The 12,757-nt window shown below is 57.2% G+C and carries 11 protein-coding genes; 6 read left to right on the top strand and 5 right to left on the bottom strand.

From position 1 onward, the window contains the following. Nucleotides 1-116: 116 nt before the first annotated feature. Nucleotides 117-767 (bottom strand): VTT domain-containing protein, encoded by a 651-nt coding sequence (locus tag JYG33_RS17790; RefSeq protein WP_042483676.1) that lies wholly within the window; start codon nt 765-767, stop codon nt 117-119. Nucleotides 768-912: 145 nt separating this feature from the next. On the opposite strand from JYG33_RS17790, the gene mutL reads away from it, so the two are divergent. Then, nucleotides 913-2,781, top strand: a complete 1,869-nt coding sequence (gene mutL, locus JYG33_RS17785) for a DNA mismatch repair endonuclease MutL (RefSeq protein ID WP_207873456.1) — start codon at nt 913-915, stop codon at nt 2,779-2,781. After that, nucleotides 2,778-3,716 (top strand): tRNA (adenosine(37)-N6)-dimethylallyltransferase MiaA, encoded by a 939-nt coding sequence (gene miaA / locus JYG33_RS17780; protein WP_207873455.1) that lies wholly within the window; start codon nt 2,778-2,780, stop codon nt 3,714-3,716. The genes mutL and miaA overlap by 4 nt, the downstream gene beginning before the upstream one ends. Nucleotides 3,717-3,823: 107 nt before the next feature. Here miaA and JYG33_RS17775 read toward each other — a convergent pair whose 3' ends face one another. Beyond that, nucleotides 3,824-5,284, bottom strand: coding sequence for an NCS1 family nucleobase:cation symporter-1 (locus tag JYG33_RS17775; protein WP_207873454.1), 1,461 nt, complete (start codon nt 5,282-5,284; stop codon nt 3,824-3,826). Between the two features lie 284 nt (nt 5,285-5,568). Further along, nucleotides 5,569-6,618 (bottom strand): phosphoribosylformylglycinamidine cyclo-ligase, encoded by a 1,050-nt coding sequence (gene purM / locus JYG33_RS17765; protein WP_207873452.1) that lies wholly within the window; start codon nt 6,616-6,618, stop codon nt 5,569-5,571. Between the two features lie 54 nt (nt 6,619-6,672). Here purM and hda point away from each other — a divergent pair, with 54 nt between their 5' ends. From hda to folK, 4 genes are read left to right on the top strand one after another with little or no spacing between them, the layout of a single operon-like run. Continuing rightward, on the top strand, nt 6,673-7,371 hold the full coding sequence (gene hda, locus JYG33_RS17760) for a DnaA regulatory inactivator Hda (protein ID WP_022983475.1): 699 nt from the start codon (nt 6,673-6,675) through the stop codon (nt 7,369-7,371). Nucleotides 7,372-7,374: 3 nt separating this feature from the next. Beyond that, nucleotides 7,375-8,076, top strand: a complete 702-nt coding sequence (locus tag JYG33_RS17755; RefSeq protein ID WP_207873451.1) for an HAD family hydrolase — start codon at nt 7,375-7,377, stop codon at nt 8,074-8,076. A 10-nt stretch (nt 8,077-8,086) separates the two neighbouring features. After that, a complete protein-coding gene (gene pcnB, locus JYG33_RS17750) occupies nt 8,087-9,466 on the top strand; it encodes a polynucleotide adenylyltransferase PcnB (protein WP_207873450.1) in 1,380 nt (459 codons plus the stop codon). Nucleotides 9,467-9,495: 29 nt separating this feature from the next. After that, nucleotides 9,496-9,948, top strand: coding sequence for a 2-amino-4-hydroxy-6-hydroxymethyldihydropteridine diphosphokinase (gene folK, locus JYG33_RS17745; RefSeq protein ID WP_207875934.1), 453 nt, complete (start codon nt 9,496-9,498; stop codon nt 9,946-9,948). A gap of 9 nt (nt 9,949-9,957) precedes the next feature. Here the strand turns inward: folK and JYG33_RS17740 are convergent, their stop codons facing one another. Beyond that, on the bottom strand, nt 9,958-11,445 hold the full coding sequence (locus JYG33_RS17740; RefSeq protein ID WP_207873449.1) for a UdgX family uracil-DNA binding protein: 1,488 nt from the start codon (nt 11,443-11,445) through the stop codon (nt 9,958-9,960). Between the two features lie 49 nt (nt 11,446-11,494). Next, nucleotides 11,495-12,700, bottom strand: coding sequence for a putative DNA modification/repair radical SAM protein (locus JYG33_RS17735; RefSeq protein ID WP_207873448.1), 1,206 nt, complete (start codon nt 12,698-12,700; stop codon nt 11,495-11,497). Between the last annotated feature and the right edge of the window lie 57 nt (nt 12,701-12,757).

Below are 12,757 nucleotides of genomic sequence, written 5' to 3'. Positions count from 1 at the left end.
TGCGGCAGCCTTTACTCCCACTAACAAGCACTTCACCTAACAGATACTCGAAAAAAAGGACGCCTTCTAGCGTCCTCTTCCTGGCCTTTAACAGCCAAGCGATGCAGCCTCAAAGCCTACAAAGCCGCATCACCCTTGCTTTTGCGTTTGAAGATCTTCCACAAGGCCCCAGCTACAACAGGCACCGCAGCAGCCGCAATACCAATCAGCACGATGGTATTCAAATGCGCCTTGATGAAAGGCACGTTACCAAAGAAGTAGCCCAGGGTAATCAAGCTGCAAATCCACAGTACCGCACCGGTAATGTTGTACATCTGAAAGCGCATGGCATTCATATGGCCCACACCGGCCACAAAAGGAGCGAAGGTACGGAACAAGGGCAGGAAGCGGGAAATGACGATGGTCTTGCCGCCATGCTTCTCATAGAACGCATGGGTTTTGACCAAAGCACGGCGATCCAGGAATCGGGATTCCTGGGTAAAGACTTTCGGGCCTATATACCGCCCTACGTGATAGTTCACGGTATTGCCCAGCACGGCTGCCACGATCAGCAAGCCACCCAGCATCACCGGGTCCAGCATGCCCGACGCCCCGAAGGCTCCGGCAATAAACAGCAAGGAATCACCTGGCAGGAATGGCAAAACCACAAGCCCGGTCTCGCCAAATATAATCAAGAACAGAACAAGGTAAATCCAGGCTCCATACTGCTCGACCCACACACCCAGGTATTGGTCAATATGAAGGATCATGCTGAGTAAATCGGGCATAGTTCCACACCAAAATAACAAACCCGCCAGTCCGGTACTGGCCAGACCGACACCATAGAGCAAGCGGTTAAAATAAGCCGCTACCGTTTGAAACCCGTTGAACTTGCTGCGTTCAACCCTGAATACACACAAGGCCAGTCGCCCTATGTCATCAAGACGCCGTATTATCCCACTCCCAGACCTGCTTGTAAGCCAAATTGCAGCCGGAGAAGTTATCGAGCGCCCGGCCTCTGTCCTGAAGGAATTGCTGGAAAACGCGATTGATGCCGGAGCCAGTGCCATCGAGATTCGTCTGGACGGCGGCGGCATACGCCGTATCTCTGTCAGCGACGATGGCCACGGCATCACGCAGGAAGAATTGCCCCTGGCGCTGCTGCAACATGCCACCAGCAAGATTCGCTCGCTGGAAGAGCTGGAATCTGTAGCCTCCATGGGCTTTCGGGGAGAGGCTCTGCCCTCGATTGCCTCCGTCGCCCGTTTGACGATCAACTCGCGCACGCAAGACGATTCCCACGCCTGGGAATATTCGCTGGGCCAAGGCGAACCGCAACCTGCTTCCGGACAGATCGGCACGCATGTTGATGTACGCCAGCTCTTTGATGAAATCCCCGCCCGTCGCAAATTCCTGCGCACTGAAGGCACGGAGTACGGTCATTGCGTTACTGCGCTGGAGCGCATTGCTCTGGCACAGCCGCAGATCGCTTTTCGTCTGTTCCATAACGACAAGCCCCAACGCCATTGGCGCAGCGGCACGCTGGAACAACGTCTGCTGGATATTTTGGGCAAAGAATTTATTGAGCAAAGCCTACCCGTCGCCCAGGAGCAAGGTCTGATCAGCTTGCGAGGCCTGGTGATTCACCCCGCTCACGCTCGCCCCAGTGGAGACAAGCAATTCCTGTTTGTGAATGGCCGGTTTGTGCGTGACCGCACCGTGTCGCACGCCATACGCAGTGCCTATGCCGATGTGCTGCATGGGGATCGCCAGCCTGCCTATGCCCTGTTTCTGGACATTGCCCCATCCACGCTGGATGTGAACGTACACCCCGCCAAGCACGAGGTTCGCTTCCGTGACAGCGGTGCCGTGTACCGCTTTGTGCTGCAATCCGTGGGACAAACCTTGGCGCAAGGCAGTATGGCCGGGGAGACGCCTGTTGCCGCCATGCCTTTGCCTGAAGGTGCTGCTCAGCCACTAATGCCTGGGTCCCCCTATCCTTCGCAGACTCCGGGCTCTGCCAACAATCCGTACACCAGCAGTGAACCTGCCATGCCTTATAGCCACCCGGCTCGACAAGGCTGGCAATCCAGCTTCAGCATGCGTGAGCCCTCCGGTGGTGGTGCAGACTGGAAAAGCATGTATCGGCCGATTGAGCCTGTTTCTAGCAACACCCCCGTCACCAGCTATCAAAGCGACACGGATAGCGCGACCGACGAATTTCCCCTGGGCATGGCACTGGGCCAATTGCACGGTATCTACATTCTGTCGGAAACCCGCCAGGGCATGATTCTGGTGGACATGCACGCCGCTCACGAACGTGTGGTCTATGAGCAATTAAAACAGGCGCTGGATGGTCGTGAGCTGCCTCGCCAGGACTTGCTGGTCCCCGTAGTCTTTAGCTGCTCGGAAAGCGATATCGCCCTGCTGGATGAACATCAGGAAACCCTGGCCGACCTGGGCCTGAGCCTGAACCCGGCAGGCCCCACCACAATGGCCGTGCGTGCCGTCCCTGCCCTCCTGGCTCAAGGCGATATCGAATCCCTGGCCCGTGCCGTGCTGCGCGATCTGGCCCAGGTAGGCTCATCACGCCATCTGGACGAACAACGCAATGAACTGCTCTCCACCATGGCCTGCCACGGTGCCGTGCGCGCCAACCGCCGCCTGAGCATCCCCGAGATGAACGCTCTGCTTCGCAAGATGGAACAGACTGACCGGGCCGACCTGTGCAATCACGGCCGCCCCACCTGGTTCCAATGGAAGCTCAGCGAGCTGGACAAACTTTTTATGCGTGGACAATGAACGATTTACCCATTCTGTGCCTGGCTGGACCAACCGCCAGCGGCAAAAGCGCGACCACGCACACCTTGGCCCAACATTGGCCGATTGAAGTGATTGTGATGGACTCGGCCACGATTTACCGTGACATGGACATTGGCACCGCCAAGCCCAGCGCCGAGGAACAGGCCGCTATCCCCCACCACTTGCTGGATATTCGCGACCCGGTAGAAAGCTATTCGGCAGCGGAGTTCGCCACCGACGCCACCCGACTGATTCAGGAGATTCAGGCACGCGGGCATTACCCCGTGCTGTGCGGCGGCACCATGCTGTATTACAAAGCCTTGCGTGAAGGCTTGAACGACTTGCCGCAGGCCGACCCTGCCATTCGCCAGCAACTGGATGAACGGGCTCAGGAGATCGGCTGGCCGGGCATGCATGAAGAGCTGACTCGCATTGACCCTGTGACCGCGGCCCGCCTGGCACCCCGTGATAGCCAACGCATCCAACGTGCACTGGAGATTTTCCATATCAGCGGCAAGACCATGAGCGATTGGCTCAAGGACAAAGCCCAGCCGCAAGAAGAGAGCCATCAATACATCACCATGAGCCTGGAGCCGGAGGACAGATCCTGGCTGCATAAGCGTATTGCGGCTCGCTATCACGACATGATCGGGCAAGGGCTGCTGCAGGAAGTGGAGAAGCTGTACCAGCGCCCTGATTTGCATCCCGGCCTGCCCTCTATTCGCTGTGTTGGTTATCGGCAACTGTGGTCGTATCTGGACGGCGAAGTCAGCCTGGACTTGGCTATCGAACAAGCTATTGCCGCGACTCGTCAGTTGGCCAAGCGTCAATTGACCTGGCTGCGCTCCGAACCCGAGCGCCTGCAATTCAACTGCCAGAACCCGCAAGCCGCCGAGCAGATTGTGAAAGCGGCACGCCAGATCTGGCCAGCTTGATACACACGTAGAAGACTCGCTTGTGGAAACGGCCCCTTGACGGCCGGATCGTATCCGACTGCCAAGGGGCCGCTCAAAGAAACCATTTTTGAACCGAACGACGGTTTTTACACCGAAGCGCTGCTCAGCTTTGGCAAGACTTTGCTGCGCATGGCCACGTATTGGAATACGCCGCCCAACAAGGCGCCGATCAGCCAGCCATAACCCGCCAACTTCGCCAGTGCGGGCACCCACACGGTCGCCACCGAGAACACCGCAGCCAGGAAGAAAGCCGCCATCGCACGTTTGTTCCAGCCGTTCTGGAAGTAGTAAGTACCGCTTTCTTTCAAGCTGAACAAATCTGCCACAACTACACGCTGTTTACGGATCAGGTAGAAGTCCACAATCATGATGCCGTACAAGGGGGCCAGCAAGGCGCCCAAGGTGTCCACAAAGCCGGTAATCCCGATGGCACTGATCAAAGGCAGCCACAAGGCACCAATAAAGAAGGCAATCACGGCGGTCAAAATGCCGCCCATCTTGGCAGAGATCAGCTCGGGCTTCAGGTTAGCCAAGTCAAATGCCGGTGGAATGAAGTTAGCCACCAGATTGATCCCCACGGTTGCGGCAAAGAAGGTCAAGGCCGCGATCACCGTCAACGCCAGGCTATCGACACGATCAACAATATCAGTGGGGTTGGTCAGGGTTTCACCAAACAGCACAGCCGTACCTGCGGTAATGAACAAGGCCAGGAAAGAGAACACGGCCAAGCTGACAGGCAAGCCCATGAAGTTACCGATACGCATGCTGCGCTCATCTTTCACAAAGCGCGAGAAGTCGCCGTAGTTGATCACGACGGCGGCAAAGTACGCCACCATGGTGCCTACAACTGCGCCAAAAGCCATCAAGGGGCCTCCTTCGTAAGAACCTTTACCGGCAAAGATCTCACCCACTTTATCGAGCAGACCACTGCCCGCCTTGTACCAAATCACGGCCAGCAAGGCGAACATCACCAAATACACCAAAGGGCCTGCCCAGTTCAGGAAGCGCGTAATCCACTTCATGCCCATCAGGAAAATGCCCAACTGCAGAATGCAGACCACGACATAAGACAGCCAACCCACCCAATCCAGGCCCAGGAACAAGGCACCGCCGGGGTGTCCCAGCAAGGCATTGAACAACAGAGCCAGAGCCGTGGAGGCAAAGTAGGTCTGCACGCCGTACCAGAAGATGGCCACAATCCCGCGCACCAGGGCAGGAAACTTGGCGCCCTTCACACCCATGCTGATACGGGCAATCACGGGATAGGGAACGCCATACAGCACACTGGGTTTACCACTCAGGTTCACCAGCCCCATCACAATAAAACCGGCCAGCAAAATGCCGGCAAACACGGCCCAACCATTCAGGCCATAAGAAATAAACAAAGTGGCGGCCAAGGTATAGCCAAACAGACTTTGAATATCGTTAGACCACACGTTGAAAATCTCGAACCAGCCCCACAAGCGCTTTTGTCGCGGTAAAGGCGCCAGATCCTCGTTGTGCAAGGCAGGATGCGGGTCTTTCAAGGATAAATCGACATGCTCCATTTTCTTCCCCTCAGAAATTGCTTCTAACATTTCAGCTAAAATTTCTACGTTCTTGTCGCTACTGTAGGAGCCTTGCTGCTCGGGGAACATTATGGAATGTACGAGTAATACTTAAATTCGGATTAGCTCGAAAAACGACATAATCAAATCCATATAATATTTATTTGAAAATCAAATACATCAGATTCGATGCGGTAATACAGGGCAATTCAAAGCAGGTCACAGGAATAAAAAAAGCCAGCTCAATGAGCTGGCTTTTTTACTGACGGAAAGATCCGGGGTTTTTAAACCACTTCGGTCTGTGCCTGACCTTCCTGACGCTCAACGATTTCGCCCAGTTGGTAGACGGTTTCGCCTTGCTCGGACAAGGTTGCGCTGATGGCTTCAGCCTTGTCTGCAGGAACAATAATGATCATGCCGATACCGCAGTTGAACACGCGGTACATTTCTTCGTCAGCCACGTTACCGTTGGTTTGCAACCACTGGAACAAGGCAGGCATGGTCCAGGAATCACGCTTCAGGCGGGCAGTCAGGTGCTTTTGCAGAATGCGTGGCACGTTTTCCAGCAAACCGCCGCCGGTGATGTGAGCCAGGCCCTTGATGTCCGCACCGTGGGCAGCCAAGGCAGCCAGCACGGATTTCACGTAAATGCGGGTGGGTTCCATGACCACGTCAGCCAAAGGACGGCCATCCAGCTCGTCGGTAGGCTTGGCGTTGGCGTGCTTCAGAATCTTGCGAATCAGGGAGTAGCCGTTGGAGTGAGCGCCGCTGGAAGCCAGGCCCAGAACCACGTCACTGGGAACAATGGACTTGCCGTCGATAATGCGCGATTTTTCCACCGCACCCACCGCAAAACCGGCCAGGTCGTATTCGCCTTCGGGGTACATGCCGGGCATCTCTGCCGTTTCACCACCGATCAGGGCGCAAGCGGAAAGCTCACAGCCCTTGGCAATGCCGCCAACCACTTGAGCAGCGGTGTCGACCGACAACTTGCCGCAGGCAAAGTAATCCAGAAAGTACAAGGGTTCTGCGCCCTGGACTAGAATGTCGTTGACACTCATGGCCACCAGGTCTATACCCACAGTGTCGTGGCGCTGCCAGTCAAATGCCAGGCGTAGTTTGGTACCAACACCGTCGGTGCCGGACACCAGAACGGGCTCTTTAAGGTGGGTAGGCACTTCAAACAAAGCGCCAAAGCCTCCGATTCCAGCCATGACGCCTGCACGCATGGTTTTGGCAGCCAGTGGTTTAATACGATCGACCAGGGCATCGCCCGCGTCGATATCCACGCCTGCATCGCGGTAGGTCAAGGAAACAGAAGTAGTGTTTTTCATGGGAAAAGCCGTGGGATATGTGAAAATTGCGAGTTGGACGAAATTGTACGACACATGACCGAGCAACTGATTCTGGATATATCTCCAGCACCGCCTGCCTCTTTGGACAACTTTGTTGCCGGAGCGAATCAGGCTGCGTTGCAGGCTCTGCGTCAGTGCAGTCCAGGACGCGCGGTTTACCTGTGGGGACCGCCCGGCGCAGGTCGAACACATCTGCTGCGGGCGATGGCCAGTCAAGACGACAGCCGCTATTTTAGTTCAGATACTCCCTCCCAGCCCATCTTTGACATCGCCACGGATGACAAAGCTCCTCCCAGCCTCTTGGCCATCGACGATATCGAGCGTTTTGACGAGCACGGACAGGCTGCCGTATTTGCACTGTACAATCGCTGGCGCGAGTCGGCCACCCGGCCCGACGCCTTCACGCTGCTGGTCTCCGGCGACCGGGCTCCCAAAACCATGTCAGTACGCGAGGACTTGCGCACACGACTGGGCTGGGACCTGGTGTTCAGACTGGAATACCTGTCGGACGCCCACCGGGCCGAAGCCATGCAACAGCGGGCTGCGGCCCGTGGCCTGCAACTGCAAGCGGAAGTGCTGAGCTGGATACTGACTCACTACGATCGCGATATGAACCGCCTGAGCGCATTGATCGATGCTCTGGACAACTATTCACTGGTAAAGAAACGCCCGATCACTTTACCCCTGCTCAAAGAACTTCTGGCCAATAGCCAGACCCAATCTTCTAGTTGAGTCATGACTGCTTCTTCTTTTATTGCCCTGTTTGATCTGGACCACACCCTGCTTCCTTTGGATAGCGATTACCAGTGGGCTGACTTTCTGGCCCGTACTGGCCGCGTCGGTGACCCCGCTGAAGCCATCCGTCTGAATGAAGACCTGATGGATCGCTATAACCAAGGATTGTTGACGGCCGAGGAATCGGCCGAATTCATGTTGGGCCTCTTGACCAACGCCAGCCAGGAAGAGCTGCTGGCCTGGCAGGACGAGTTCATGCAGGCCGTGATCCTGCCCTCGATCAGCCCGGCTGCCCGCGAACTGCTGGCCAAGCACCAGGAACAAGGCCATCTGGTCGCCATTGTGACCGCCACCAACGAATTTGTGACCCGCCCCATTGCCGCCGCGCTGGGCGTGGACCACTTGATCGCCACCACCCCAGAAATGAAAGATGGCCGCTACACCGGCAAGATCAGCGGTGTGCCCAGCTTCCAGGCCGGCAAGATCACCCGTGTAGAGCAATGGCTGCAAACCATGGGCAAATCCCTGGCCGACTTTGAACGTAGCTGGTTCTACAGCGATTCGCCCAACGATCTGCCCCTGATGGAAGTGGTGACGGACCCCGTAGCCACCAACCCCAGCGACAAGCTGCGTGCCGTGGCTACCGAGCGTAATTGGGTCGTCATCGATTTGTTCGCTGACATGATGGACAGCAAATCGTAAAATCAGACGCATGCTCAAGCGAACAATAAAAACATTTGTCGACCGGCTGCTCAAACCAGCCAAAAGCGCGCGTCCCAAAGGGCCACGCCGCTACACACGGGAAGAACATGGCATAGACCGACGTCTGGTCTCGCGCCATGCCATCAAAGTGTGCGAGGTCCTGAACCACGAAGGCTATCAAGCCTATGTCGTGGGCGGCGCAGTGCGCGATTTGCTGGTGGGCCTGGAGCCCAAGGACTTTGACGTGGCGACCAACGCCACGCCCGAGCAAATCCGCCCCCTGTTCCGTCGTGCCCGCATCATTGGCCGCCGCTTCCGCCTGGTTCACGTGGTGTTTGGCCAGGAAATCATCGAAACCTCGACTTTCCGGGCCGACGACAGCGGCAAGCAAACCGACGAACATGGCCGCATCCTGCGCGACAACGAGTACGGCACCATCGAAGACGATGCTGCCCGTCGTGACTTCACGCTGAATGCGCTCTACTACGATCCCCTGACCGAAACCGTCATCGACTACCACAACGGTGTTGCTGACCTGAAAGACCGTCAGGTACGCATTATTGGTGATGCAGAAACCCGCTATCGAGAAGACCCGGTCCGCATGCTGCGTGCCGTGCGCTTTGCCTCCAAGCTGGATGCCACCATCGAGCCTGCGACCGACGCGCCGATTCGTTCCTTGTCGCGCCTGATCGAGAACGTGCCCGAGTCCCGTCTGGCTGACGAAACACTCAAGCTGCTGAACTGCGGCCACGCCATGGACTGCATCCAGCGCCTGCAAGCGCTAGGTCTGCACAGCAAGCTCTTGCCTATGGTGGAGCCAGTTCAACGTCTGCCCGGTGGATCTGAATTTCTGGATATGGCTCTGGCCCGTACCGATAGCCGTGTACGTTCCGGCAAGTCGGTCAGCCCCAGTTTTATCTATGCCTGCCTGCTCTGGAAGCTGGTCAAGCAAGAGTGGGAACGACGCAGTGCTCAGGACATGCATCCCCAGCAAGCCTTGCTGGAAGCTGCAGACCTGGTCCTGGAAAAGCAAAGCCGCATCATGCCCATTCAAAAGCGCTTCCAGTCGGATATGCGCGAAATCTGGTTCATGCAGCCCCGTTTTGAACGCATCGCCAACCGCGCCATCTGGCGCATGACGGAACAACCTCGTTTCCGCGCTGCTGTGGACTTTTTACAACTACGCGCCGAAGCCAAAGAGGTGGATAGCGTGCAAGCACAGTGGTGGATGGATCTGGCCGATGCAGGCGATGAAGAACGCAGCACTATGATTGCCGTGCGTAAACCCGCTGGCACCACTGCCACCGGCTCACGCAGCGGTCAGCGTCGTACCCGTCGCCGTCGCTCTAATGCGAAGCGCAGTAATGCAGCAGGTGGAAGCGAATCGTGATTCCAGGCAGTACCACCGTTTATGTCGCGATGGGCGCAAATCTGGGCGAAGCACGACAGACACTGGAAACAGCAGCGGCTGAACTGGCCGCTACTGCTGGCATCCAGGATCTGACGCTGGCCCATTTCTACAGCACGGCTCCCGTCGATTCCAGTGGTCCGGATTACGTCAATACAGTCGTCCGCTTCACCTGCACTCTGGCTGCCGAAAATTTGCTGGACCGTCTGCAACACATCGAACAAGAGCACGGCCGCACGCGCCTGTACCGTAATGCACCCCGTACCCTGGATCTGGACTTGCTGCTGTACGGACAAGAACAGATCAATACGGAACGGCTGATCGTGCCACATCCTCGCATGCACGAGCGTGCCTTTGTACTGGTTCCGCTGGCCGATCTGGCCCCTGAACTTGAGCTGACCCAAGGCAGCTTGAAGGAATTACTGAGCACAGTGCAAGACCAGGAGATCCGGCGGCTGCCCTAGTGTCCGCTTTCAAACGCCACCCGCCGTAACTTCAGTCGCCAGCTGCCACCCCATTTGCAAGGCCTGGGCAATGCCACTGACTATTTCTTCCTGCCGGGCGGCATTCTCTACGCGCAAGGCATAGGAAGGATGCCAGGTCGCCATAATCCACGTCTGGCCCCACAAAAAGGGTTTGGACAGGAAATCAGCCAGTCGCGCCTGCGGGCCCAGCAAGGCCGTCAGGGCAGTTGCTCCCAGGGTGACGATGACGGCAGGCTCAAGCTGCGCCAGCTCTTCCCGCAACCAATGTCCGCATGCCTGCACTTCAGCCGAGGACGGACTGACATGCAAACGCTGCCTGCCACGCCCTTGCCATTTGAAGTGTTTAACGGCGTTACTTACATACAGCTGGTCGCGGTCAAGTCCTGCACGCTGCAAGGCCTGATCCAGAACCTGCCCGGCTGGCCCGACAAAAACACGGCCAGCCAAATCCTCATGGTCACCCGGCTGCTCGCCCAGCAACATCATGCGGGCTGTTTTCGGGCCTTCTCCCGGCACGGCCTGCGTCGCGTTTTCCCATAGACCACATCGCCGGCAACGCTCCAGCACAGACAATTCACCACGGACGGGCTGGGCAGAATCAGCCGTCACCGCTACCGACTTGCCCGCCATCCGAGCAACAAGACCAGACTGTCCGACTCGCCGCGCCCCGTTACGCGCTTCACTGACCATGGCGGGAATCAGGCTTGCTTCAGGCAAACCTTTCCAGAATCGCACGGGCATGCTCTGCTGCAAGGCCGTTTCATTCAGACGTGCAGGATTAAAAATGCTCCGGTAATAACGTAACCACAAGGCTTCCACCTGATCGTCCGACGGACCGGTGCGTAATTCATCCACATTGTCAGGCGCATCACGCAGCTGCAAGTTTTCACCATCCCACAGCGCCACACGCTGTGGCGTCGCGATGCACCAGGAGGTGCTCCCCATACGTTTGGAGAAATAGTCGGCAATCCACTCCAGCACCTCGTGCTCGGGCTCGAACCAGGCCCAATACTCCGGCCGCTTGCCCTGCCCGCAATGGCGAAACCGTACGTACGCCATCATGTCGTGCTTTTCCTTGCGCACGGCTTTCGCCATTTCATATAAGCGGGCCCCATCCTCGTCAGCCACAGACGCCACACTGCGCTCACCATGATGCCAACGCCACAACACGCGATAGAGCAAGGCCCAGCGCTCCGGCGTACGGCACAAGGCGGCATCCTGCAGCAAGGCGCTCAGCCCTTTCGAAATGCGAACGGCAAACCCGGCGCTCGGCTCACAGACCTGCGGCTCCCGCAAGGACATAGAGGACACAGGAGGAGACAGCTCGTAATCCAAGCCCATTTGCTGGCTGGCCGCACCCGCCTCCTGGCTTTTTTCAGTCCAGCAAAGCTGCTCTGGTGACCAGCCTGCCGCCAGAGCGCGCAAGGCTTGCTCACGCCAGGCGCTATAGCCGCCGTCAACCTGCAAGCTCACCATGCTCGCCCCCCATCGTCAGGAAAAAACCCGGCCGGCGAACAGAGCGTGCTCATAAGAGGCTCAATTGCTGCGGATTGGTCGACAGCATGCGCCGCAATTTGTCGGACGTCGCGTCGGCAAGACCAGGACGGTAATCCTGTACCACGACAAAGGGCTGCAATGTTTTGATGGAGCAACGTAAACGGATCAAATCCTGATACCGGATAGCCCGCATCTGACGCAACTCGACCAAACGCTTGGCATTACGGACACCAATGCCGGGCACACGAGCAATCAGGCGCTCCGGCGCCCGGTTCAGATCCACCGGAAATACGGCCCGGTTGGACAAGGCCCATGACAATTTGGGATCAATATCCAAGGGCAAATCGCCCTTGTCCTGAAACAGCTCCTCAGCCCGAAAACCGTAGCTACGCAGCAAGAAATCGGCCTGATACAGCCGATGCTCTCGCAGAAGCGGTGGCGGCTGTGCGGGAAGCGCCGACGAACTATCCGGAATAGGACTGAACGCAGAGTAATACACCCGCTTGAGCTTGTAGGCACCGTACAGATTCTGCGCCGTTTGCAAGATATTGCGGTCATCCGCCGCATCCGCACCCACAATCATTTGCGTGCTTTGCCCGGCGGGTACCTTGGGAAGTTTTTCTTCCTGCGCTTGCTCCTGGGCAAGACGGATCACCCCCATCGCCCGCTTGATCGTGTGGCCACTTTTCTCGGGTGCCAGGCGATGCAGCCCCGCATCTGTAGGAAGTTCGATATTGACGCTGAGTCGGTCTGCATAATGACCAGCCAGCGTGATCAGATGCGGATCGGCATCCGGAATGGTTTTAAGGTGGATGTAGCCACGAAAATGGTGATCTTCGCGCAGGGAGCGCGCCACCTCGACCAGGCTCTCCATGGTGTAGTCCGAGCTTCGTATGATGCCCGAGCTCAGAAACAGACCATCTATATAGTTGCGCCGATAAAAATCCAGCGTCAGATCCACCACTTCCGCAGGCCGGAAACGCGCGCGTGGCACGTTGCTGGAGCGCCGGTTCACGCAATACAGGCAGTCATACTGGCAAAAATTGGTCAGCAGTATTTTGAGCAGCGACACACAGCGCCCGTCCGGCGTAAAACTATGGCAAATACCGGCACCGGTACTGGCACCCAAGCCCGTACGCCCACGGGAATCCCGTTTGGGCGCGGCACTGCTGGCGCAAGAGGCATCGTACTTTGCCGCATCGGCCAGAATTTCGAGTTTGCGCGATAGCTCCATGATCGAAACACTGTATATAAAAACAGCATTATACAGTTTTCAGTCCAGGCGTCACGG

This window comes from Alcaligenes sp. SORT26 (assembly GCF_017377875.1).
Lineage (GTDB): Bacteria > Pseudomonadota > Gammaproteobacteria > Burkholderiales > Burkholderiaceae_B > Alcaligenes > Alcaligenes parafaecalis.
The sequence above is the reverse complement of the archived record's forward strand: the minus strand, read 5'-3'. Positions and strand labels throughout refer to the sequence as shown.